At 43.6% G+C, this 25,058-nt stretch carries 20 protein-coding genes; 8 read left to right on the forward strand and 12 right to left on the reverse strand.

Going from position 1 to position 25,058, the window contains the following annotated elements; translation table 11 throughout:
* Window positions 1–77 precede the first annotated feature (77 nt).
* Window positions 78–848 (forward strand): sulfite exporter TauE/SafE family protein, encoded by a 771-nt coding sequence (locus WJM94_RS02860; protein WP_444492730.1) that lies wholly within the window; start codon window positions 78–80, stop codon window positions 846–848.
* Between the two features lie 51 nt (window positions 849–899).
* Here the strand turns inward: WJM94_RS02860 and WJM94_RS02865 are convergent, their stop codons facing one another.
* Complete coding sequence (locus WJM94_RS02865) at window positions 900–2,147, reverse strand: hypothetical protein (RefSeq protein ID WP_444492731.1); 1,248 nt, start codon at window positions 2,145–2,147, stop codon at window positions 900–902.
* A 174-nt stretch (window positions 2,148–2,321) separates the two neighbouring features.
* Entirely contained in the window at window positions 2,322–3,245 is a 924-nt protein-coding gene (locus WJM94_RS02870) for a DMT family transporter (RefSeq protein WP_444492732.1), read from the reverse strand.
* Between the two features lie 91 nt (window positions 3,246–3,336).
* On the opposite strand from WJM94_RS02870, the gene WJM94_RS02875 reads away from it, so the two are divergent.
* Window positions 3,337–4,248 (forward strand): LysR substrate-binding domain-containing protein, encoded by a 912-nt coding sequence (locus tag WJM94_RS02875; RefSeq protein ID WP_444492733.1) that lies wholly within the window; start codon window positions 3,337–3,339, stop codon window positions 4,246–4,248.
* 157 nt (window positions 4,249–4,405) lie between these two features.
* Here WJM94_RS02875 and WJM94_RS02880 read toward each other — a convergent pair whose 3' ends face one another.
* Window positions 4,406–5,629 (reverse strand): aldose 1-epimerase family protein, encoded by a 1,224-nt coding sequence (locus tag WJM94_RS02880; RefSeq protein WP_444492734.1) that lies wholly within the window; start codon window positions 5,627–5,629, stop codon window positions 4,406–4,408.
* A gap of 504 nt (window positions 5,630–6,133) precedes the next feature.
* On the reverse strand, window positions 6,134–7,168 hold the full coding sequence (locus WJM94_RS02885) for a helix-turn-helix transcriptional regulator (protein ID WP_444492735.1): 1,035 nt from the start codon (window positions 7,166–7,168) through the stop codon (window positions 6,134–6,136).
* A 261-nt stretch (window positions 7,169–7,429) separates the two neighbouring features.
* Here WJM94_RS02885 and WJM94_RS02890 point away from each other — a divergent pair, with 261 nt between their 5' ends.
* Window positions 7,430–9,469, forward strand: coding sequence for a glycoside hydrolase family 3 N-terminal domain-containing protein (locus tag WJM94_RS02890; RefSeq protein ID WP_444492736.1), 2,040 nt, complete (start codon window positions 7,430–7,432; stop codon window positions 9,467–9,469).
* A gap of 131 nt (window positions 9,470–9,600) precedes the next feature.
* Here the strand turns inward: WJM94_RS02890 and WJM94_RS02895 are convergent, their stop codons facing one another.
* Together WJM94_RS02895 and exaC are read right to left on the reverse strand one after the other, a co-directional pair.
* Window positions 9,601–10,572, reverse strand: coding sequence for a TAXI family TRAP transporter solute-binding subunit (locus tag WJM94_RS02895; protein ID WP_444492737.1), 972 nt, complete (start codon window positions 10,570–10,572; stop codon window positions 9,601–9,603).
* Window positions 10,573–10,770: 198 nt separating this feature from the next.
* The gene (exaC, locus tag WJM94_RS02900) at window positions 10,771–12,291 is read right to left on the reverse strand and encodes an acetaldehyde dehydrogenase ExaC (RefSeq protein ID WP_444492738.1); all 1,521 of its coding nucleotides are present in this window, start codon (window positions 12,289–12,291) and stop codon (window positions 10,771–10,773) included.
* A 245-nt stretch (window positions 12,292–12,536) separates the two neighbouring features.
* Between exaC and WJM94_RS02905 the strand changes: the two genes are divergently transcribed.
* Window positions 12,537–14,294, forward strand: a complete 1,758-nt coding sequence (locus WJM94_RS02905) for a sigma-54-dependent Fis family transcriptional regulator (RefSeq protein ID WP_444492739.1) — start codon at window positions 12,537–12,539, stop codon at window positions 14,292–14,294.
* 58 nt (window positions 14,295–14,352) lie between these two features.
* Here the strand turns inward: WJM94_RS02905 and WJM94_RS02910 are convergent, their stop codons facing one another.
* Window positions 14,353–14,490 carry a hypothetical protein gene (locus tag WJM94_RS02910; protein WP_444492740.1) on the reverse strand — a complete coding sequence of 46 codons (138 nt, stop codon included), beginning with the start codon at window positions 14,488–14,490 and terminating at the stop codon, window positions 14,353–14,355.
* 501 nt (window positions 14,491–14,991) lie between these two features.
* Between WJM94_RS02910 and WJM94_RS02915 the strand changes: the two genes are divergently transcribed.
* The gene (locus tag WJM94_RS02915; RefSeq protein ID WP_444492999.1) at window positions 14,992–15,195 is read left to right on the forward strand and encodes a hypothetical protein; all 204 of its coding nucleotides are present in this window, start codon (window positions 14,992–14,994) and stop codon (window positions 15,193–15,195) included.
* A gap of 83 nt (window positions 15,196–15,278) precedes the next feature.
* On the opposite strand, the gene gnd is transcribed toward WJM94_RS02915, so the two are convergent.
* The 5 genes from gnd to WJM94_RS02940 all read right to left on the reverse strand — a co-directional run bounded on the left by gnd (window position 15,279) and on the right by WJM94_RS02940 (window position 21,806).
* Window positions 15,279–16,727, reverse strand: coding sequence for a decarboxylating NADP(+)-dependent phosphogluconate dehydrogenase (gene gnd / locus WJM94_RS02920; protein WP_444492741.1), 1,449 nt, complete (start codon window positions 16,725–16,727; stop codon window positions 15,279–15,281).
* A gap of 39 nt (window positions 16,728–16,766) precedes the next feature.
* Window positions 16,767–17,483, reverse strand: a complete 717-nt coding sequence (gene pgl, locus WJM94_RS02925) for a 6-phosphogluconolactonase (protein ID WP_444492742.1) — start codon at window positions 17,481–17,483, stop codon at window positions 16,767–16,769.
* A complete protein-coding gene (zwf, locus tag WJM94_RS02930) occupies window positions 17,480–18,982 on the reverse strand; it encodes a glucose-6-phosphate dehydrogenase (RefSeq protein ID WP_444493000.1) in 1,503 nt (500 codons plus the stop codon). Before zwf ends, pgl begins: the two co-directional genes overlap by 4 nt.
* Window positions 18,983–19,503: 521 nt before the next feature.
* Entirely contained in the window at window positions 19,504–20,190 is a 687-nt protein-coding gene (locus WJM94_RS02935; RefSeq protein WP_444492743.1) for a response regulator, read from the reverse strand.
* Window positions 20,187–21,806: an ATP-binding protein gene (locus WJM94_RS02940; RefSeq protein WP_444492744.1), complete on the reverse strand. Its 1,620-nt coding sequence runs from the start codon at window positions 21,804–21,806 to the stop codon at window positions 20,187–20,189. Before WJM94_RS02940 ends, WJM94_RS02935 begins: the two co-directional genes overlap by 4 nt.
* Window positions 21,807–22,285: 479 nt before the next feature.
* On the opposite strand from WJM94_RS02940, the gene WJM94_RS02945 reads away from it, so the two are divergent.
* From WJM94_RS02945 to WJM94_RS02955, 3 genes are all read left to right on the forward strand, one after another.
* A complete protein-coding gene (locus WJM94_RS02945; protein WP_444492745.1) occupies window positions 22,286–22,513 on the forward strand; it encodes a hypothetical protein in 228 nt (75 codons plus the stop codon).
* Window positions 22,514–22,647: 134 nt separating this feature from the next.
* Window positions 22,648–24,063 carry a TolC family protein gene (locus WJM94_RS02950; RefSeq protein WP_444492746.1) on the forward strand — a complete coding sequence of 472 codons (1,416 nt, stop codon included), beginning with the start codon at window positions 22,648–22,650 and terminating at the stop codon, window positions 24,061–24,063.
* Between the two features lie 3 nt (window positions 24,064–24,066).
* Window positions 24,067–25,047: an HlyD family secretion protein gene (locus WJM94_RS02955; protein WP_444492747.1), complete on the forward strand. Its 981-nt coding sequence runs from the start codon at window positions 24,067–24,069 to the stop codon at window positions 25,045–25,047.
* Window positions 25,048–25,058 lie beyond the last annotated feature (11 nt).

The following is a 25,058-nucleotide window of genomic DNA, read 5'->3' on the forward strand; positions in this document are numbered from 1 at the left end:
GCTACTATCTTTCTTCTTTCAAGTTCAGTAGGGTTAACGCCTTAAAAATACAAATAAAAATTAAAAAGGATTTTTGTATGCTGCTGGAACTTGCCCTGTTATTTGCCGCTGGAATAATCGGAGGAATCATGAATTCTATTGCCGGAGGTGGCAGTTTTGTCACTTTCCCCGCTCTGATGGCAGTTGGTGTTCCTCCAGTTATCGCTAACGCAACTAACACATACGCGTCTTGTGCTGGCTATATCAGCGGTGCTATCGGTTTCAGAGAAGAGATCCTCAAGAATAAGCACGAGTTACTGTTTACCATTCTTCTAAGCCTTATTGGAGGAGCAGTCGGCGCATACCTGCTATTAAACATTCCTGACTCATTATTTTTGGAAGCCGTTCCCTGGCTACTTTTATTTGCGACCGTACTTTTTATAACTGGTTCGCGCTTAACTATGGCGATTAAAACCTTAACCAAGGATCACAAACACGCAGGCATTTTGGGCACAATCGCTTTAAGTCTGCTCTTAGTTGGAGTCTCGACGTATGGCGGATTCTTTAACGCCGGATTAGGCGTGATTGTTCTGAGCTATTTGGTGGTCGCCGGGCATCAAGACATCAATTTGATGAACGGATTAAAGTTACTTGTATCAACCTCTGTATCTCTGGTTGCGATTGTCATTTTCATCGCCAATGGCTCTATTGATTGGAGCAAAGGAAGCGCCGTGATGATCGGCACTCTGGTTGGTGGATATCTTGCCGCTCGCGTGTCACGCCAATTGAATCCCAAGCACGTGAGAGGATTCGTTGCGGTATTTTCATCGCTAATCACTCTCTACTTTTTCTTTGATGTCTATGCTTGATGAAACCGAAACCGGAGGTTTGAATAGAAAAAGCGCCATTGTAAAAGTTCATCAAACAAGCTTCGCCAAAAATTGATTTAACTCTATTCGTATAGCCTCTTCATTTTTCGAAAGACCTTTAGCGGTATGAATACTGACCCATTCCATTTGGTTTTCTCGCATGGTATATGTGCCAGTTATATTAAAGACCTGATTAAGCAGATTCATGGATTTAGCCATGAGTGTTTGACTTTCCTCTTTGGTTAGAATGTTATTAACCTCATAACCCAGAGCATTTAAAATATCGTTGAAATGCATACTGTAACCAGATTCACTAACATCAAAGACAATAGCCTCTGAATCTGGTTTGTCACTTTGCCAAATGTAAGGTGGATGGATTAACGTCCCAAACCCCAAGACAATAACACGCTCGGGATAATGCAGTTCTAATCTTCTATCCCACGTATCACTCGCTTTGCCAGCATCGAGAAATATGTCACAACTTGCACCCGGATATTTGATTACTCCGTTAGCATACAAATGAGTTTCCGCTCCTATCGATCGGTTTAAACGCGAATCCTCCAAGCATTCAAGTTTCACATTTGTAAACTCTATCTGTGCGTCAAGTAGATCAATATATTGTAAATATCGAACCAACCCTGCTAATGCATGAATCCCCATGTCAAACCCAAACCCTCCGCCTCCATTCTTGTCGAGGTCCAGCAGGCATCTGTTATTGAGAAACTTAATCCGATTTTCAAAACTATACTCGCTCAATTCATCTTGAATCGTGACTGGATTGTCAGTTGCTACCGCCACAATTTTCTCCGGCACGCCCATTGTTCTATGAAGGTTGGTAAGGAAACAGTGGTCAAATACAGGCGAAACTAATGCGGTATCAATAAAATAGAAGCTCGCTCCTTTTTCCTTTAATTGCGGGACGACCCTATTGAAGCCCAAATGAACTTCACTAAGAGAAAATGAGGGCTTTTCAACAACAAGTAAGAAATCACATGTCGGGAGTGCATGATCGATCTGACTCAGAATAGAAAGATGGGTTCCCACCGGAGTTAGAATCAGTACACATGCGATAGAACGAGGACTCGTCTGCTGTAAATAACTGGCAAAGCTCTCATATTGTTCTGAATAAGGGAATTGATAGCAACTAGCTGTAGCGATTAAGGAACGACTAGTAACTAGTGGGTCTATAGCAATAATGGAATATTGTTGTTTTAACTGGTTCAGTAATCCTTCGTAAAGTCGAACAACTGAAGATTTTGGATCACCTAACCCACCAAAAACGAGCACATCTTGTCGCATAAATTTGTCATTACTTAGTTTTTATTAATCGACATCTTAACAAACTCCCAGGTCACAAGCCCAACACCGCTAGGCCTTATGATTTATTAAATTGCATAAAAACCGGCCTGAAAAGACAGAAGGGAGAACGTCACTGGTGGACTTCTGAAGCCATAAAATGCTTTGTACAACCATTCAAACCTGGTGAGCTTTGGTATGAAAAAGGTGCCTAAATAATTTTGCTGCAAAGCTGTTCATCAGCGCTGCAATGATGATTAGCGCAATGCCAACTATCTGATAGTTAGAAAAACTCTCATCAAAGAACAGGACCTGCCAAATCGCAGTAAACAGCAGATTGGTGAAGATCAATGGAGCAAGTTGGGAATTGCTTTCCGCCAGTTTATACGCTTTAGAGCGAAGAATTTGATTGGCTACTACGGATATTGAAAGCCCGAAAAGGCATATCCAAACCAATGTGTTGTCTTGTGGTTCAAGCAATATCTGCATATCCAATTCAGACAGACCTGATATGAACGACAACGGCAATACGCTCAGTGTAGCGATTAGAAATGTCCAGCTATTAAGAACAGCTGGCTTTACCTCACCCTTACTGGCGCGAAACAAACTCACCTGTGAACCTGCATTGAATAACCCCGAAGCTAATCCAATCAAAAGTTCTGGTCTAAACTGAATGCCCGACACATCCCCTGCCAGCAGTAAAACACCAGCAAAAGTAGCTGCTAAGCCAAATTTCGTTTCGATTTTGATATGTACCTTAAAAAACAACTTTTCTAACACTGCAATAAAGAGCGGCCCTGTCGCAAAAAGTACGGAGCTTTCGACTAGCGATAGTGTGTTCAATGAAGCAATAAAGCAGAGTTGGCATGCAGCGATACACAGCCCTCGAATAATAATCGGTTTCAAGACTGTACGAGGTGGCAGAGGCAACTTTGAAGCGAACACCATTACAAAAAGTAACAATGTTGGCACAAGAAAACGTAGAAATGTTAGAAGCTCAACACCCATCATTTCGGTAAGTTTTTTTAATATAAGGCCAGTTAACGACATACTGAACGTTGAAACTAGCATATAAGGTACAGCGCGGCTCTTAAACAACATGATATCCTCCCTATTGACCCGTTCATACTAGTGCAATGACAACAGAGAAAAAACGAATATATTTAAACAAACCTGTTAGTTAAACTTACAAATGAATAGACGACCACCTCTGAAATCTCTTTACGCGTTTGTCGCTGTCGCAGAAACCGGCAGTATGACCGAAGCCGCTGGTTTGCTTAGCGTGAGCCACTCTGCAATCAGCCAAGCGATAAAAAACCTTGAGTCACTCATCGGACAGCCATTGTTTCAACGAGTTGGCAGACAAGTTCAGCTCAATTCCGTAGGCCAGAAGTACTACAATGATATAGCCCCTGCATTGAAAACGATTGTCGATGCAACAGCAGCAGTGACTCACCAGCCACAATCAAATCGAATCACACTTAATATGATCAACTCGCTGGCAATACACTGGTGGGTGCCAAGAGTAGATAACTTCCAACAATACGCGCCCAATGTGGATATTCGCCTATCAAACTTAATTGGTCCTTTTGATTTAAACCAAGAAGGTGTGGACGTCGCGATCATTCACGGAAAAACCGACGAATGGGAAGATTACTATTGTGAAAAACTCGGAGATGATGAACTCTTGCTGGTATGCAGCCCGGACTTGTTGGACCCATCGCAAGGAATCCCTACTGCTGCTGACTTATTACAACGCTACCCTGCGATTTATGCCGAAAACCTTCGTAGAAAACAGGACTGGAGTGTCTGGTGTCAGGGTAACTCACTCCCCGTTCCCAAACAGCGTAATAATTTGAGTTTTATTGCGTCAATTCATGCCGTTCAGGCAGCGATTCGAAAGCTGGGCGTTTTCGTCACTCACCGGTTATTCGTCCGAGATGAAATTAAGCACGGTTTGTTGGTAGAAATAGGTACTCCCGTTAAAAACCCCTATCTGGAATTTTTCTTTGTCTGCAAACCAGAAAAGCTGCGCAACGAAAATGTTCTTACTCTGAAATCGTGGTTAAGCAAAGAATTTAATGATGCAGTCGAAGAGTGCTAACAAAAAGCGCTGAACTGCTACTGTTTCTTTAGCGGCTTTAACATCAGATAAACCAAGTCAAATCTGAGCAGACTTACTGAAGAATGTAAGTTTAGAAGTTATTAAGATTTCAGAGGGGATGCAAATCTCTCCTCAGGTATAAAAGAAAGTCTATGGTTTATTCAACTTTGCTTAAATCTACGATTGGCTCAGTCACTTGCTGTACCTTTTTACCATTGAGAAGCTTGTTCACACTGTTAACAGCATTCTCGACCTCTTCTGAAGAAGATAATACCGTATAAGTAAGATCAAACTGCTTGCTTTCTCCGGCATGAATCGTTGGAACCAGCCCCAGAGGACGTTGGTATTTAGTGTTGTACGCATAACTGGTACCCGGTTCAATGCCGGTTACATAACCTTGTTGTAAAGTATCGGTGTTTTTCCAAATCGTCAAAACTGGCAGTTGCTTCGTATTATATTGCATTGATACACCTAGATTGCCGGCTTTGTTATGTAGCACTGCTAATGTATTGCCGTTTTGATCAGCTAATGGTTTTAGGTTGTATACCGTTTCATCATAACCTTTAGTTGGCTCTAAGTAGGTCTGCCAATCCTTCAACCCTTTTTCTGCATAGCTATTAAAAGGAGAAATTTCACTGGCAGCGGCATATACTTTTGCACCCTTCTCTAAGATCGGACGTCCAAAGTTTGAATGATAAATAATTTGGTACTCATCGTCGTAATCCGCTTTGTTCGTCAGAGTGTCATTGACAGAAAAACTGTTTTGCCCAGGCGTGATCGAAATTGAGGTTTTAGTCACTAACTCCGCCTTTTTGAAGGTTCTTTCAGAAACTTCGCCTTCAACAGTGATTGTATGCGGAGCCTCATCCGCAATGATGACTTTAATGGTCGAACTTGGTGTATTTTGTGCCCGGCCATGTAGGCTCAATAATTGACCATTGTCATCTACCCCAGGATGCCCCGTCCATTCATAACCACAACGCACCATCATTTCGTTGAAACCATCTAACCAGCCAAGTCCATTACGACTTTCCAAATCAATATAGGCAGGATTAACAATTTCTTTTACTGGTGAATCCCAACCTAATACGCGTTTACCGTCTTTCTTTACGTCAAAAATCCCCATCCCTCTAGTTGGTACTAAGGTCACTTCCAGTTCACCATTGTTTATAACAATAATATCGACACCTTCTTGCTTACCACCATGTAAGCGCACTTTTTCTACACTGAACGGAGTGCTTTCAAAGCCAAGTTTTTTATTCGTGATATTCCAGTTTTCAACAAAAGTATTTGTGGCAGCGTCTGTTAGTGTAAATTCGACAGCGGAAGCATAAAACGGTGTGATAAGAGCAAGCGCAGCAATAAGAGGTTTTATTTTCATAATATGATCCTTTAATTTTTTACATATAAGCTGAATCGTTTCAGCTAATAAACTTATAGACAATAAGTGAAGGATCAAAGTGCTGAACAAATAGATGTGATTCAGTTCATTGGCTTAGTTGCTTTTTTAGCCATTTATGGTTGATGAATCACGTTCAGCATTAACTGATTGATTTGTCATAATTAAATTGAAAGGCGTAAATTTTATTTTCTCAACAGTAAACAGAAACCCTGCGCGAAACGTTCAAAGACAAATGCTTATCCCACAATGCTTCTCTGCTACCTGTGCTGTTCTCTACGAACTTCACTCGGAAGTCTTGCATGATTTTCTGAAGAACAAAACTTGGGTCATTTTCTATCGAGCAATAACCAAGTTGAGGTGCGATTGTCCAGATTGGTGATAAAGTACTTTTACTTACCCGAACAATACAAATGCTTGAGATCCAATAACGAAGACAGATTGCAGCCATAGCCACAATAAAATTTAAGATAAATCGGTACGTTGTTAGCCGTTGTAGCCAGTGAGTCGCTTGCGATATTGCATTGGTGTGCATTGCACCTGCTCCCGGAAGAAGCGATTGAAACCACTCTGGTTCGCAAAACCAAGCTGTTGGCTGATTTCTATTAATGAATGATGATTATCCTGCAGCAGTCGACGCGCCTCATTACAACGAACTAAAGTATAGAGACTGGTCAGGCAACTTCCCTCTTGCTGCAGACGTCTGTTAAGCGTCCAGCGTGTTATATATAAACGTTCACATATCCAATGACTCAGTTTATCCGCACCATGTGGAGATTCAAAATTGATCAACAGATACTCCTGAATTAATTTAATTATTTCATTCGTGTAGTTATTTCTAGACTGAAGATCACATAACGAAGATTCTAACCTTGTTATTACATGCGGTTGCAATATTGAATTATGTTCTATATTAGGTCGATACAAGGCCTCGAGATCGATTTTAAATATATTATTTTCACCGACATTAAAACGACCAGAATATAAGTTTTTGACTTCATCCACTTCATTAATGGTTAACCTATCGTTAAGCATGACTTCTCTATGAGCCAGTTTTCCCTTATCATATTGTGAGACTAACTCATCGATAAACCAAAAATTATACGCTGCCGCTTTGGCACCTAGAAGTTCATTAAAATCTGACTTATATTCGATTAATAGATAATCATTGTCGAACTTGAACTCCATCGTATCGGTTTCGCCAATCAGGCCTCGGTAACGTTTCAAACAACAGAGCGAATCATATAATGTTGGTGCATTCAGCAGTGCGCTAACCATATCAGGATAATTCTTAAACATTGTCGCTAATGGTTTTTCTTCCTCACTCCCTAACTGGAATCCACAAGATTCAGTTAATGAGAGTAATTTTCCATAACGCTGTTTATCTATTCGTCCTTTTTCAACTAACAACTCATCATGATATATTCCAGTCTGTTTTGTTATATGACTATCTGACATTTCTAATTGATGTCGAATTTTACTCCAGATTTCATTTGCAAGCTGCGTAGATACACTTTTCATCTATTTAAGTAATTTATTAAATTTAAGGCTCAAATTATTTCATTATATTATTTTCTATTCTGTGATTAAGACAGATTAATTCGTAACTTAAATGAATACTAAGTAACAGTGAGAGAACGCTCACAAAGTCTAATCCATGCACCTCAAGGGTAATAAATTGCTCTTTAGAGATAAAACCGTTAGGGAAGCTTTTTATATAGTCTTTATCGACAGGGAAATCCTGATCATAAGAATTTCGCTCTGCTTATCTCTGGAGGTTTAATGAAAAAAAATATATATGCCTTATCCGCTATCGCATCCGCTGTAGCTCTGACACTAACCGGTTGCTGGTCTGATTCTTCTACCGAAACCGTTTATACACAAGCCGAGCTGGGTTATATCTCAAGTGCTTTGGTAAGTGAGGACGGATATCAGTTCAAAGACTTAAATAAGGATAGCGAGCTGACACCTTACGAGGACTGGCGTCTGGATAGCGCGACACGAGCCGAAGATCTGTTATCACGCATGACGCTTGAGCAAAAAGTAGGCCTGATGATGCACGGCACCTTATCGTTAAACACAGAGGGACGTGTCGATTTCGACAGTATGTCTGACGTTCTGGCAAGCTACGTCAATACCTTTATCACCCGTATGTCAGGCAACCCACAGGCGATAGCAGAGGATAACAACTCCCTGCAACAGATAGCCGAATCTACTGGCCTGGGAATCCCTGTTACTATCAGTACCGACCCGCGCAACCACTTTACGAATGATCCTGAAGCCACGGCTGTCAGCGCTGGTGCGTTCTCTCAATGGCCAGAGTTACTTGGCTTTGCCGCACTCGATGATACGGATACGGTGAAGGAGTTTGCCGACATTGCTCGTCAGGAATATCGTGCAGTTGGTATCCAGATGGCCCTGTCGCCGCAAGCTGATCTGGCGACAGAGCCTCGCTGGGGACGGGTTTCCGGAACGTTTGGTGAAAACAATAATGTAGCCAAAAATCTGGTGGGCGCTTATATCGAGGGCTTCCAGAACGGCGGTGATGGCCTGAATAGCGACTCAGTGATTACGGTAGTGAAACACTTTGCCGGCGGCGGCCCTCAGCAAAACGGTCTGGATGCGCATAACCAGTGGGGTAAAGAGCAGATCTATCCGGGCAACAACTTCGATTACCATCTCGTTCCGTTTGAAGGCGCCTTCGATGCTAATGTTGCCTCGGTCATGCCATACTATGGCCAGCCAATGGATCTGACACATCAGGGAGAGTCTATCGAAGAAGTCGGCTTCGGCTTTAACAAACAGATCATCACAGATTTGTTACGTGGTACTTATGCGTTTAAAGGTGTGGTGCTGAGTGACTGGGGAATTGTCAACGATTGTGGGGATCGTTGTATCAATGGATTGAGTGATGAAGAAGTTGCCAATGGAGTCAGTGCCTGGACTGTGCCTTTCGGTATGTCATGGGGGGTTGAAGACTTAACTATCCCTCAGCGTTACGCAAAAGCCATTGATGCTGGCGTTGACCAGTTTGGCGGGGTCGATGATCCTTCTTATCTGCTAACGGCAGTGAATAGCGGACTGGTAACAGAGGAGCAAATCAACGCTTCTGTTAAGCGTATCCTTATCCAGAAATTTGACCTCGGGCTGTTTGAAGATCCTTATGTTGATGTGGATAAAGCCGTAGAACTGGTTGGTAACGACGAGTTTCAGAAAGCTGGGCAGCAAGTACAGAGCAGCTCACACGTATTGCTGAAAAATGAAGCCGATCTACTGCCATTAAGTGCAGAGACTTACCCGAAAGTGTACTTGTACCAGAGTAATGCTGAAGTTGCCCAAGAGTATGGATTTGAGGTTGTTGATACCCCAGCGGAAGCCGATATCGCGATTGTACGGGTGAATACACCGTATGAGTCTGACCCGCATTATCCGTTTGGATCGGTTCATTACGGTCAGTTGGGTTTTGCAAATGAAGCAAGTCTGGTTCAGGACACTGATCATCTGGGTGGTAACTACACAGGTAGTGAAGATCTGGCTGTAATTCAGACTGTGACCGACGCTGGTATCCCTATGGTGTTGTCTGTTTATTTGGACCGTCCGGCAATATTGACTGACGTTGCTTACGCCGCCGATGCAATAGTGGCAAACTTTGGTGCGCTGGACACTGCTATGTTTGATGTCCTGACCGGAGTGGTGGAGCCGAAAGGACATTTGCCTTTCGAATTGCCATCAAGCTGGAGTGCCGTACTAGAGCAGGATGAGGATGTACCATACGATTCCACCGATCCTTTGTTCGCATATGGTTTTGGACTTAACTATTAATCATATCTATTAGTCACAAAAGCCAGAAAAATCCGATGCCTGAAATAGGCATCGGATTTTTATTTTGCTGTAACTGGCGACAACATAGAACAATTGCACTTAATTTTTAAGTGATGGCATCTAATTTCTGATTATTCAATCAAACCCACTTCTTTATAGTACTTCAACGCACCAGGATGAAGCGGCGCAGACAGACCATCTTTCACCATTTCCTCTCTTTTCAGATTGGTGAACGCTGGGTGAAGGCGTCGGAAATCATCAAAGTTCTCAAATACCGCTTTCACCACGTTGTAAACCACGTCTTCTGGCACCGCCGTTGAAGAAATAAAAGTTGCACCTACACCAAAAGTTTTCACATTTTCTTCAGATCCGCGATACATGCCGCCGGGCACAGTTGCTACTCGATAGAAACTATTTTCAGCAATCAGTTTATCTACCTGAGGGCCGACAACCGCGACGATATTACTGTCACATGATGTGGTTGCCTCTTGAATAGCACCACTTGGGTGACCCACTGTGTACACCATGGCATCAATTTTGTTATCACACAGTGCTTTCGATTGCTCAGCAGCTTTTAGCTCAGAGGCCAGTTTAAAGTCATCATTTGTCCAGCCATACTCCTTCATCAGCACTTCCATCGTACCGTGCTGCCCGGAACCAGGGTTACCAATATTCACACGTTTGCCTTTCAAATCATCAAACGATTTAATATTGGCATCTATACGTGCAACAACGGTAAACGGCTCTGGATGGACAGAAAATACCGCTCGAAGTTCTTTAAATGGACCGGCTTCTGCGAATTGGCTGGTACCGTGGTAAGCATGATATTGCCAGTCTGACTGAGCAATACCCAGATCCAATTCTCCAGAACGAATCGTATTGATGTTGTAAATCGAACCACCAGTACTCTCTACAGAGCAACGAATGCCATGCTCTTCAGTAGACTTATTCACGAGGCGACAAATAGCCCCTCCCGTTGGATAGTAAACCCCTGTCACCCCACCCGTACCAATCGTTACGAAAGTCTCTTCAGCAGTTGCAGAGAAGCTACTACTCAGCGCAACAAGAGATGCTGTTATCGCAATTTGCTTAAACTTTAACATTGAACATCCTATTTCCTTTGTTCATTACTGTTAAAGTATAGCAAGCGTTAATTAATTGATTATAAATGAATTAATTGCATATAAACTTGGTTGATTCGATTTTATACACCTTAGTTCTTAACTGAAAACGTCAAAAAGCCCCGTATGTTACGGGGCTTGAGTAGCACTGCTTTTTCTTACAAATTTAGATGAATCGAATTAGAAGAAACCTAGTGGATCGACGCTGTAGCTAATCAGTAAGTTCTTAGTATTTTGATAATGACCTAACATCATTTTGTGTGTTTCACGACCAATACCTGACTTCTTGTATCCGCCAAATGCAGCGTGCGCCGGGTACGCGTGGTAACAGTTGATCCAAACTCGGCCTGCTTCAATATTACGTCCCATTCGGTACGCCAGGTTTTGATCTCGTGTCCAGACACCGGCACCTAGACCGTACTCAGTATCGTTTGCTATCTCTAGAGCTTCGGCTTCATCTTTGAAGGTTGTAATTGCAATGACCGGTCCAAAAATCTCTTCCTGGAATACTCGCATCTTATTGTGACCTTCCAGTAACGTCGGCTGAATGTAGTAGCCTTGTTCAAGCTCACCATCTTGTTGCGCGACATCACCACCGAAGACTACTTTCGCGCCCTCTTGACGACCAATTTCAAGGTAGCTCAGAATCTTATCAAACTGCTCCTGAGAAGCCTGTGCACCAACTTGAGTCTCTGTATCCAGAGGGTTGCCCTGCTTAATCAGCTTCGCTCTCTCCGCGACTTTAGCAACAAAATTGTCGTAGATAGACTCATGAACCAACACGCGTGAAGGACAAGTACATACTTCACCTTGGTTGAAGAAACCTAGAAGCGTACCTTCAATACACTTGTCTACGAACTCATCTTCGTGATCAAACACATCCGGGAAGTAAATGTTTGGCGATTTACCACCTAGCTCTACCGTTGAAGGAATGAGGTTGTCTGCTGCACATTTCAGAATATGGTTACCCACTTGCGTTGAACCCGTAAACGCAAGTTTAGCGATACGGTTGCTGGTTGCCAGTGCCTGACCTGCTTCAGAGCCATAACCGTTTACCACGTTCACTACGCCTGGTGGAAGTAAATCAGCGATTTTTTCCATAAGAACCAAAATCGACGTTGGCGTTTGTTCTGCAGGTTTAAGTACCACACAGCAGCCCGCAGCTAACGCTGGAGCGAGTTTCCATGCCGCCATAAGAATTGGGAAGTTCCAAGGAATAATCTGACCTACCACACCGATTGGCTCTGGAAAATGGTACGCCGCCGTGTTTTGATCGATCTCAGCAGCACTACCTTCCTGAGCTCGAATACAGCCTGCAAAGTAACGGAAGTGGTCAACGACAAGAGGAATGTCTGCAGCTAATGTTTCTCGAATCGGCTTGCCATTTTCCCATGTCTCTACCAAAGCAAGTTCTTCAACGTGCTGTTCAATACGGTCAGCAATTTTCAACAAAAGATTAGAGCGTTCTGTAACGCTGGTTTTCGCCCACTTCGCTCTGATGTTGTGTGCAGCATCCAATGCTAAATTGATATCTGCTTCACCAGAGCGGGCAACTTTACAATAAGGCTTGCCATTGATAGGTGAAATATTGTCGAAATACTCACCTCCAACAGGTTTAACCCACTCCCCACCGATGAAGTTGTCGTAATGTGACTTGAAGCTCACGATGGCATTTTCACTACCTGGCTGTGCATAAATCATAACTCTTCCTTTTGTTTCTCGTTCAGTTAGTGTTTGAAACACTTTGTTTTTCTTACAGTGTTAACGAAGAGTATTACGCAAGTCACAGGCCAATTAAGATACACTTGTTGTTAACTAAATGTAACACTATGATTACCAAGCGATAACAATTTACGTGAGTAATGTTTGAATAGAAGTATGGTGTAAACACCAATGTTCAAGTGTTCCAAAATGGCACATGCTCACTGTGACAAAATGGTACAGTCATGGAACTTCAACATATTACCGATAACAACTGGCTTTCAACTTCGTGGCTCAGAAGCGAACAAGCGGGTTTAAAACAGCGTCGACGTCCGGAAGATGTTCGAGTTACATCAGCGACGCTTAAAGACAGACGCCATCAACTCAACTTTCTGCTAGATGCAGTCAAACAATTTGCGCTTCCTCTGTTTAACCAACTTTTCGCACACAGTAATAGTCGCTTAATTCTTACCGATTCAGATGGCGTGATCATCGGTAGTTGGGGGAAGCCGAAGTTTAGAGAGAAACTCACCGAAATCGCTCTTAGTTCCGGAGCTTGCTGGCAGGAAAAACTGAAAGGAACGAATGCCATTGGAACCGCGTTAGTAGAAGCAAAGCCAGTCTCCGTCATTGGAGATCAACACTTCATTCAACATCACCGCTTTATCAGTTGCTCTGCGAATCCTATTTTCGACCATCTAGGGAGACTGCTTGGTGTATTAGACATCACCAGTGAGCAGGAAAAGCATGATCTTTCGACACAAGTGCTGGTACAGAATATGGTTCAACTTGTAGAAAACCAGATGTTAAACCAGATTCCATGTGGTCATATTCGGGTCGATTTAGCGTGTGATAAAACTCTGCTCAATAGTGGCTGGCAAGGGATAATCATCGCCAATGAAGATGGTCAGATTCTTGCTCACAACCAAGTGGCGTCTCACTTGCTTGATCGTAGCAACGTAGTTGGACATTCATTGGAAGAGATACTCTCTCAGCAAAATGCAAATCAGTCGATCGTATTTAAAACAGAAGCGTTAACAAAACGAAAAATTCAGTCTCGCTCCATCAGTGTCTCCAGTGACCTCCACTACGGTGATTCCAGAGTTGAACACTGCTGGCAGCAAGCAAACCGAGTCATCGATAAAGACATCAGTTTACTGATTCTGGGTGAAACGGGTGTAGGCAAAAATGAGTTCGTAAAAGCTCTGCACAAGAATAGTCAAAGAAAGAGTGGGCCTCTTGTAGCGGTTAACTGCGGTGCTCTGCCAAAAGACCTTATTGAATCGGAACTGTTTGGGTATGTAGCTGGCGCATTTACCGGAGCAAACAGCAAAGGCTATCAGGGCAAAATTCGCCAAGCGCATAAAGGTACGCTCTTTCTTGACGAGATTGCCGACTTGCCTTTAGCCGCACAAAGCCGCCTGCTGCACGTACTCCAGGACAAAAACGTACTTCCTGTCGGTTCTAACCAAAGCGTACAAGTCGATACGCAAATCATCGCAGCGACACACAAAGATCTGGAGGCGTTAGTTGAACAGGGTGAATTCCGACAAGACTTATACTATCGCCTTAACGGATTAATCATAGAGTTACCACGATTAGAGGAACGAGACGACAAGCAAATGCTGATTGAACACCTTCATCGTCGTCATGCTGAACCTAATCAACAGCTATGCCCTAACCTGCTATCGTTGTTACTCTCATACTCATGGCCGGGAAATCTGCGCGAGCTCGATAGTTTAATCAAAGTCTCTGCATTAATGGCGCAAGGCGAAGCAATGCTAGAACTTACCCATGTACCAAATCACCTGGCTAAGAAACTCAGTCAAATACGTGAAAAAGTCGGTGCAGAGCCCACCGCTGATATGCGTGCTACCGTGGAAGACAAACTAGTGAAAACCTATCAGGCTACTCAAGGCAACATTAGTAAGACATCTCGTATGTTGGGTGTTAGCCGCAATACAATTTATCGAAAACTAAAAAATATAGGAATGATTAAGTAGCCTTCTCTCAGGTTAAATAGTAGAAGAGCACCCGATTATGGGTGCTCTTCTGAAGTCTTTACAGGCCGCCAGCTTGCTGTGCCTGTTTGACTAATGCCTGTCGCTGAGCTTCCTTGTCAGAGATCACATTAGTGTTCTTTGGTGCTTCCTGGGCTAATTTTACAGGAATAAAAGCGAAGTACTTATTAATAGTCATCGTTAGAACCTCAATTGGTTGTGTATGCCACCTTCTATGTCAACAAAATAGCGCCAGTGGAAACGGCTTCTTCTGGCGATTTGTTGTTGGTGTCAAAGATAGAGAGTTTGAGAAACCCAAACATCCTCCATTTATAGAAAATTATTAGGCGTAGCTTGAGGGCTTACTTGAGTCTCTTTTCAGAATAAATATCCTCTGTAGTCTACAGTTACCTCTTCAAGAACTATTTAACCTAAAACAACTTATTGTATTAACTGGGGAAAACCCTTCATCCACCCAAATACGAAAAGGGTGAGAAATATCAGGCAGCTTAGGGAATCGATACCCTTAGTACCTCGTTAGGTCTATTTGTAAATTTGTCTACCAGTTCAATTTTTAACCTTTTTTGATAAATATTTAGCTGATTTTTTAGGCGCTGAGACTTGTAAAAGGAGACAATCAATGTGCATTGATAAATCACAAATCACTCCTGTCTCTACTCATTCAGCTTTAGGAGGCGTCATGAAAAGTAACAAACTAGGCCATGTAATGTCATTTAGCCGGATGTTTTCTTTTATCGCATTTCTTACCGCCACATGCGCATGGATATTAAGTATGTATGCCCTCTTTACGGTTTCCCTAGGGGCACTTATTGTCAGCGCAATCCTCTACCTAAAAGACAAGTTTACCCAACACAAAAACAGCCCCACTGAAAAAGGAGCCTGAAGACCCTATCCTTTGGATCACCAGAACAACAAAGGATGCCACTTAGGCATCCTTTTAATTTGTATTGGTTTACTTAAAACGTATTAAACGTCGTAAGTAGTAGACGCAGTGTTACCGCCTGTACCAGTCCAGTTAGTGTGGAAGAATTCACCACGCTCACGGTCGATACGCTCGTAAGTGTGAGCACCGAAGTAGTCACGTTGAGCTTGAAGCAGGTTAGCAGGTAGACGTGCAGTTGTGTAACCGTCTAGGAAAGTTAGCGCAGAAGTCGTACATGGCATTGGGATGCCTGCTTCTAGAGACTTAGCTGCAACTTTACGCCATGCTACCAGGCTGTTTTGTAGGATGCCTTTGAAGTAATCATCAGAACCTAGGAATGCTAGATCTGGGTTCGCTTCGTACGCATCACGGATGTTGCCTAGGAACGCAGAACGGATGATACAACCACCACGCCACATTAGTGCAACGTTACCGTAGTTTAGATCCCAACCATTCTCGTTTGATGCTTCGCGCATTAGCATGAAGCCTTGAGCGTAAGAGATGATCTTAGACGCTAGAAGAGCCTGACGTAGTGCATCAACCCACTCTTGCTTGTCACCTTCAACTGGAGTGATTGTCTTGCCGAATAGTTTTTCAGCTTCAACACGTTGGTCTTTCAGTGCAGACAGACAACGAGAGAATACAGACTCAGAGATTAGCGTTAGAGGAATGCCTAGGTCTAGCGCGTTGATACCAGTCCACTTACCTGTACCTTTTTGGCCAGCCGTATCCAGGATCTTCTCAACCAGAGCTTCACCATCTTCATCTTTGTAGCCAAGGATGTCAGCTGTGATTTCAACAAGGTAGCTGTCTAGCTCAGTTTTGTTCCAGTCAGCGAATACTGCTTGCATCTCGTCTGCAGACAGTCCAAGACCATCTTTCATGAACTGGTAAGCTTCAGTAATCAACTGCATGTCGCCGTATTCGATACCGTTGTGAACCATCTTAACAAAGTGACCCGCACCGTCGTTACCAACCCAGTCACAGCAAGGCTCGCCAGCGTCAGTTTTTGCAGAAATACCTTGGAAGATAGGCTTAACCGCTTCCCAAGCTTCTGGTGCGCCACCAGGCATGATAGATGGACCAAAACGTGCACCTTCTTCACCACCAGATACACCAGTACCGATGAAGTGGATGCCTTTTTCACGTAGAGCTGCAACGCGACGGTTAGTATCTGGATAGTTAGTGTTACCACCGTCGATGATGATGTCGCCTTTGTCTAGTAGAGGTACTAGAGCGTCGATGAATGTGTCTACAACATCACCAGCGCGAACCATTAGCATTACTTTACGTGGTGTTTCAAGCTTCTCTACTAGTTCTTCTAGAGAGTATGCACCGATGATGTTTGTGCCTTTCGCCGGCCCTTCCAGAAACTCGTCTACTTTTGCAGCAGTACGGTTGTGAGCCACAACTTTAAAGCCATGGTCGTTCATGTTTAGGATAAGGTTTTGACCCATTACTGCAAGGCCAATTACACCGATATCACCTTTCATTGTTTCTCTCCAATTGTGTTCCATTGACGAGCAGGCTTATTAAGCAATTTTTGCTGCCGCGTCTAAATCTAAATACCACTCAGTAAGACCAGATTTTGACTGAACCTTTGCTGCCGGATATGGCAATGCATCCGCTGGTGAACCGTTGATTTCTTCAACGATGTCCGCTTTACCTGCGCCAAGCACTAAGTAACTAATACGTTTTGCCGCTTCCAAAACTCGAGCAGTTTTTGAAACTCGAAGTTGGCCTGATTCCGGATGTGAAGCGACTACAGATAGGTTTGCATCATCATAGTTCGTTTGTCCCGGGAACAGCGATGCGGTATGACCATCTGCGCCTACACCAAGCAAGATCCAATCAAATACTGGCGTACCGTTTAGCGAAGGAATCTCTTCTAACATCTCTTTCGCAAAACGCTCTGCTTCAACTTGAGGGTCATCTTCACCACGAATACGGTGAATGTTCTCTGCAGGCAGGTTTACTTTACTAAAGAGAAGCTCGTTCGCTTCACCATAGTTGCTTTCTGCATCATCAGGTGCTACGCAACGCTCATCACCCCACCAGAAATGTAGGTTTTGCCATTGAACTGATGTCGCATAAGCATCCGATGCTAATAGTTTAAACAGCATTTTTGGCGTGCTGCCACCCGAAAGAGAAATATGAACAGGTCGGCTCATTTCACTGAACGTCTTCATGTCGTTCGCCAGGCTTTCTACAACCTGTTCTGCAGTTTGGTAGATTTTATTGTTGATCATAGTTCACAGTAGTCCGTATCTGTTAGGTTTTTACACGGGAAACGCCAAGCACGGTTGTCACGCTGTAGCAAGTCATCTGACTCTTTTGGCCCCCATGTTCCACATGCGTATCCGAAGAGTGATTGAGGATCTTGTTTAAAGTCAAGAATTGGCTGTACGTATTCCCAGCAAGCTTCCACTGCATCACTGCGAGCAAATAGTGTTGCATCACCGTTCAAAGAGTCAAGCAACAGGCGCTCATAAGCCGTTAGCATCTGAGCTTCTTGCAGGTCTGCGTAGTAGAAGTTCATCTTCACTTCTTTCGCTTTAAATCCTGCGCCCGGCTCTTTTAAACCGAAGCTCATCTGGATGCCTTCGTCTGGCTGGATACGAATAATCAGCTTGTTCTCAGGAGCATTCTGACCAAACACTGGATGCGGTGTCTGTTTAAAGTGTATAACCACTTCAGTTACACGAGTCGGAAGACGCTTACCTGTACGAACATAGAAAGGTACACCATTCCAACGCCAGTTGTTGATGTATGCCTTCAGACCGATGTAAGTTTCTGTACGAGAATCGTCTGCTACGCCGTTTTCTTCACGGTAACCAGGCAGGTGCTGACCACGCACGTCAGATGCCGTGTATTGACCAAGCACAAGGTCGTTACGAAGCGCTTCTTCATCCAGAGGTTTTAAACACTGCAGAACTTTCACTACTTCATCACGCATAGAATCAGCATTGATTTGTGCAGGTGGTTCCATGCCTACCATCGCCAATACTTGCAGTAGATGGTTTTGGAACATATCGCGCACGGCACCAGAGTTATCGTAGTAACCACCACGCTCTTCAACCCCCAGGAATTCCGCACCTGTGATCTCTACGTAATCAATGAAGTTACGGTTCCACAGTGGTTCAAACATCGCGTTTGAAAAACGGAAAACAAGTAGGTTTTGAACCGTTTCTTTACCTAAGTAGTGGTCGATTCGGTAGATTTGATGCTCTTGGAAATGCTCGTGGATTTCTTTATCCAGAGTACGGGCTGATTCAAGATCGTAGCCGAATGGCTTCTCGATGATAAGACGTTTCCAACCATCTTCTTCGTTATTTAATCCATGGGCTGCAAGGCTTGCAGGGATCACGCTGTATAAGCTTGGAGGGGTCGCTAGGTAGAAAAGCGTATTACGCTGCTCTAGCTGGTATTCGGTTGCTAGATGATCTAAACGAGTCACCAACTTGCTGTAATCTTGAGTGTCAGAGGTATTGATAGCTTGGTAGTGCAGATGGTTAATAAATGCATTAAGCGTTTCTGGCTCTGTTTTTTCCATCTCCTGAAGCGATTTCTTCAGCTTCTCACGATAGGTCTCATCACTGTATTCAGTACGACTTACGCCAAGAATTGCAAAATTCTCTGGAAGCTGCTGGTTCGCATAAAGGTGGTATAAAGCAGGAACTAACTTACGATATGTAAGATCGCCTGAAGCACCAAAAATAACGATGCTGCTGTTTTCTGGTATTACCATCATCTTTCCCTTAAAAACGAGGTACTTATTGTGTGCCTGGATATGGCTTAAAGATGAGCCTACCCTATCAATGGCACTTCAAAATAGAAAATTGCTCTTACCTATTGCGTTGATAGGTAAGGCAACTAGGCCCAAAGAACCTCAAGAGGTTGCGCTCATAATTCACATCAAAACACGACTTTTTGAGGCCATTTAGGTCAATCACGTGCCAAGAGCACACCCTTGCACGTAGTGGAGGAGAGTCCGACACGGGGTCGTATTGTCTACGACAATTTGATTTACATCAACACTTGCTAGTGCAAACGTTTAAATAAGTTGCAGAAAACAGGGTAACTAATTGTATTTAAATGATAAAAAATATCTAGATGAGCTCACTTTCAATTTGAGTTAAAACTCTATATCGAGCAAAACGCATTCAATTCTAATTTCCACTTCCGTTAGTCTATTGAAAGAATTGGGTCACTAAACAAAAACGGTGACTCTTAAAAGCCACCGTTTTCGTTTTATACATTCATTTAACGTTACCTTGTCACCTTTTTGTAGCAACGTTCTGGACGTCCAACCGTTCCATAATTTAAGTCCGCGTCTAACTCACCAGAACTAATTAAGTATTCAAGGTATCGTCTAGCCGTCGTACGACTTGCACCGATCTTTTCCCCCGCCTCATCCGCGGTGAGCATTTCTCCACCAGGGAATAAAGCGCGGATTTTGTCTAACGTAACGCTATCTATGCCTTTAGGAAGACGTTTGACTGTAGTGTCAGTGACCCCATTTGACTGCAGCATTTTGTCGACCAAGTGCTGATCAAGACTCTCAGCAACATTCAGCCTTTGGCGTTGCGAAATGTACTTTTTCAAAGCCACTTCTAAGCGCGGAAACATAATTGGTTTAAGTAAGTAATCAACGACACCACCACGCATGGCTTGTTGAAGCGTATCCACATCGCGCGCAGCGGTAATCAAAATGACATCGCAAGTTTGATTTTTTGCACGCAATGTATTCAGGATTTCCAGGCCGGTTCCATCAGGGAGATAGACATCCATCAGCAGCAAATCTGGTTTGAGTATATCCAGCTGCATTTCGGCTTCCATTCGTGTTGTTGCAATTCCTACTACTTCCAGACCTGCGAGCTGGCTAAGGTATTTGTGGTGCAACTCTGCAATCGCAAAATCATCTTCAATGATCATTACTCGCGTTGCCATGTTCATACTTGTTCTTCCTTAGGCAAATACACGGTTATTCTCGTTCCATATTCTGTATTTGGTAGCATCTCAACGTGCCCATGGTAGCGTGTGGCTAGCTGATTTACTAAATGTAACCCTACGCCTCTATTGTGCCGGGATTTGGTTGAAATACCTTTTTTAAAAAGTGTTTTTGGCTCAATGTTAGTTGGTAAACCACAACCTAAGTCACTCACTTCCATGATCACTTCGTTACCGTAGTCACTCACTGAAACCTCAATGTTTCGTCTCTCGACGGAAACGGTTGATTCGTCACGTATAGCGGTTAAAGTCGCGTCAAAAGCATTGTCGATCAAATTACCCAAAATAGTGACCAGATCTTCTGAATTCAGCCACTCAGGTAATGGTTCTAAGCGACTCCCCTCTTCCACCACGAGATTTAAACCCAGCTCGCGTGCACGCTCTGTTTTACCCAACAACATACCTGCAATAAGGGGATTTCTGATGGTGTCACGCAAAAATTCGATCACAGCCTGATAGTGAGCCGTTTCTTGACCTATAAGCCTTTGGACAGCGTCGAGCTCGCCCATCTGCACAAGTCCGCTAATTGTGTTGAGTTTGTTTCTGTGCTCATGTGTTTGCGAACGCAACAGCTCCGCGTACTCTTTGGTTTGAGAGAGCTGTTCTGTCAATTCACTAATTTCATCACGCAGACGAAAACTGGACACAGCACCGACAATTTTACCGTCAGCGTAAATAGGTGAACGGTTAGCAATAAGACGTTTGTGATTGAGGAAAATCTCAATATCGTGATCGACTTGACCTGTTTCCAGCACCGTATAAAGGTCACTATCGCGAAGGGTATCCGTAAGTGGCTTGTTAATCGCGGCCTCTCTATCGATACCTAAAATTTGACAGGCACTACGGTTGATTGAACGAAGTACACCTTGAGAGTCAATGCTTAGTATCCCTTCTTTAATGGTTCCCATCGTCACTTCAAGTTCACCATATAAGCGGCCGATTTCCTCTGGCTCAAAGCCCAAAATGGCTCGTTGAAGTTTCCTCGACGCATAGTTGGAAACGATAGCGTTCGCCACCACCACAACAACAACCATAAGAATCAAAAAGGCTAAGAATGGCTCGATGCGGTCTTGAAGGCGGTCTAGTAGATACCCCACTGATACAACGCCTATTACATTGCCTTCTGCGTCAAATATCGCGGCTTTTCCTCGTACAGAATCCCCCAAAGATCCGCGTGCTATGGAAATGTAGGACTCACCCTCATCTAATGCTCGTTTGTTATCACCACCTCTCATCGGTTTACCAATTCGTTCATCAACAGGATGAATTAAGCGCACGCCGTTACTATCACCAATTACAATAAATGCAGCTCCGATAGCTTGAGTGAGTTCGCGAAAACGGGTTTGATACGCTGCAGAATCATTACTCTCTACCATTTCTCGGACGAACTCTGAACTCGCTAAAAATTGCGCGACACCGAGCGCCTTCTCACCCATTTCATGCTCTTGATTCACTTTCAAATAAGTAAAACCTGCGGCGACAAGCAGTAACAACTCAATCAAACCGGAAAGCGTCATAATAATCAGCATGCGCTTTCGAAAGCTAATGGAGCTCCAACTCACAATCAATTCCTCATCAAAAGCTTCCAGCCCATACGTTAACATTGAGTTAACAGTTAGACCTTCGCCAGATGAAAAATCTGTGAACAGTGCAAACAAACCGCGACATTAGCGGTCAAAATATAGGCGAAAGAAAAAGTTGGAACGATATCAATCATCAAGGAAAGTATTATTACTTTCTATTCAAAACGATACATAACATTTACCTAAAAAGATGAATTTGATCACAGCGATTTTTTTCGAATTTTAAAGCGTACGAAGAGTTTCAGGCGTATAATTTTCAATCAAAGAGGTCTGTAAGAACCTCAATAAAAACGCAGTGACGCCGGAAGTCTATAAAAAGCTCAACATAGTTGTCAGTACATTCGAATATAAAATCATAAAAATGAAATTACTGAAGATACGACAAATAGTTAGACACCCTCTGCATACTGGAAAACGATAGACAGAGGTGTTTTTATAGTTAGAAGGAACACCAAATAATGGAACGTGATCATTTCGGAATTTGCCTTGATAAGGCTATGTTGTCAGAGTATATGTATTCAACTTTTACCCACGTCAGAGCTTATGAGAAGAACGATGGTAGTGCTTCGGATCTTAGAGTGTTGCTGTCGTTTCCTCAAATGAGCGGTAAAGACTTACTCAATACCATGCGCGGCTCTCGTCAACTTGAATGGCGAGCAGAGTTTCACTGCCCCTATCAAAAATAAATCAGTGACATCTTAGCGCCCGGTAATTCTCATCGGCGGGCGCTGTTGTAACACGATTTTCTCATCAAACCCACTTAACACAGTAACATTATTCCTCTATATTAGAGCCAATACTCTACAATAAAGCAGCCACTATGAAACAAACTGGAAAGTTTTGGGTACTCGGCCTCATCAGTAGCTCTATTTCCTTTGCCTGTTACTCTGCTCCGATTACTCTGGATACTGCATGGCAATTACTCTTAGAAAATAACTACTCTCTAAAAGCTCAACGCGCTAACGTCGAGAATTATCAATATCAAGAGAATGCAACGAGTAACCTCAACTTGCCTCAGATTACTTTAGGTGCAAGTTATACTCGACTGGACACTGACGTCACACTCTCTGGCAAACAAATCATTGATAGTACAGGTGCAGAAATTGCTGTTCCGCCCGCCTATCAAGGTATTTTAAGTACCCTAGCCAACACCACTTCCACTATTACCGAACGAGATATTTTCTCTTCTTCGATTCGTGCAATTTGGCCAATTTTTACTGGTGGTCGAATTTCTGCCGCGCAGTCCGCAGCAGAAGGAAAGACAGAAGAAGCTAAAAGCCAGTTCGCAATGGAACAGCAAGCACGCTTCGAAGATCTGTCCAAGTACTACTTTTCTGTCGTGCTTGCGAAAGAGGTGTTAGCAACTCGTCAGACTGCCGAACAAGGTTTGAAGAAACATCGGGACTTTGCGTTCAAAATGGAGGAGCAAGGACAAATTGCTCGCGTGGAACGATTACAGGCTGAAGCGTCATTGGATAAAGCCTCGGTTGAAACCCGCAAAGCCATTAGCGACTTAACGATCGCCAAGGCAGCGTTGGGGAAACTGCTTGCACAAGCCGAGCCTGTCGAACCCGCAGAAACCCTGTTTATCAACGATAATCTTCCACCTCTGAATGCGTTTATCGACCAAACCATACTCACCTACCCAGGGCTCGACCTTCTTGATGCAAAGCATAAACAAGCGTCCAGTTTAATTAAGGCAGAAAAAGGTAAGTACTACCCCGAAGTTTACCTATACGGTGATTACAGCCTTTACGAAGACGACTCATTAGCAAGCCAAATGAAGCCAGACTGGTTAGTGGGAGTTGGCGTTAGTGTTCCTCTGATTGAGTCGTCAGGTCGTAGTGACAAAGTGAAAGCGGCGCAAAGTGTGGTATCTCAAGTTGACGCACTGAAATCTCAGGCTAAACAAGATTTGTCTTTGTTGGTACAGAAAACCTACCTCGAAGCACAGCAGGCCATTGATGAAGTCCAAGGACTTGAGTCAAGTATTGCACTTGCAAACGAAAACCTTCATCTACGTGAAAAAGCGTTTACTCAAGGGCTTTCTTCTTCTCTCGATGTCGTCGATGCTCAGCTTTATGTCACTAGTATCGAGACTCAACGTTCAGTAGCACGATTCCGCTATCTTATCTCTTTGACCAAGTTATTGGCACTGAGCAGTGAAATCGACAGCTTCAAACAATACCAGAACACCGCATACACCCCAGCTTCAACATCGAAAGAGGTAAATTAAGTCATGGCTGCAAAATCATTGAAACCCGTTTTACTATCACTTTGCGCTTTGGGTGTTGCTTCTTGGGTTGGTTACCAGTTTTATCAGGCCTATCAGCCAGAGCCTATCCGCCTTCAAGGTTTGATCGAAGCACAACAGTATAGCATTTCGTCAAAAGTACCTGGTCGCATTGATGAAGTGATGGTGCGTAAAGGTGATGAGATTGAAAAAGGCCAGCTCATTTTCACGCTTCACAGTCCAGAGATAGAAGCCAAATTAGAGCAAGCCAAGGCAGGTGAAAAAGCCGCAGATGCACTCGCACAAGAAGCGGAAAAAGGAGCGCGTGAACAACAAATCCAAGCAGCAAAAGATCAGTGGTTAAAAGCCAAAGCTGCAGCAGATTTAATGCAAAAAACCTTTAACCGGGTAAACAACCTGTACAAAGATGGTGTTGTCGCAGAGCAAAAGAGAGATGAGGCATTAACTCAATGGCAAGCTGCAAAATACACGGAAAGTGCGGCTTACCAAATGTATGAAATGGCGAAGGAAGGCGCGCGTAGCGAAACCAAAGTGGCTGCGGCTGAAAAAGCACGCATGGCCTCTGGCGCTGTAGCAGAGGTAGAAGCCTACGCAAAAGATACGCAAATCCATAGTTGGTTTAACGGTGAAGTTTCTCAGGTTCTGCTGCAAAGTGGTGAACTGGCACCGCAAGGCTTTCCTGTCGTCACTGTCATTGATACGCAAGATGCATGGGCAACACTTAATGTCCGAGAAGATCTTCTTAAGCACTTCACTAAAGGCACCACATTCAATGCCTACTTACCTGCTTTGGATAAAAAGGTTGAGTTTAAAGTTATGCACGTTGCTGTAATGGGTGACTTCGCAACATGGCGCTCGACAGACGCAGCGAAAGGGTTTGATCTGCGAACTTTTGAAGTTGAAGCACGGCCGACACTGCCGGAGCCGGAACTTCGCATGGGCATGAGTGTTGTGGTTGAACTCTGAGTACACCTAAT

The sequence above is a fragment of the Vibrio sp. YIC-376 genome (assembly GCF_052353105.1).
Lineage (GTDB): Bacteria > Pseudomonadota > Gammaproteobacteria > Enterobacterales > Vibrionaceae > Vibrio.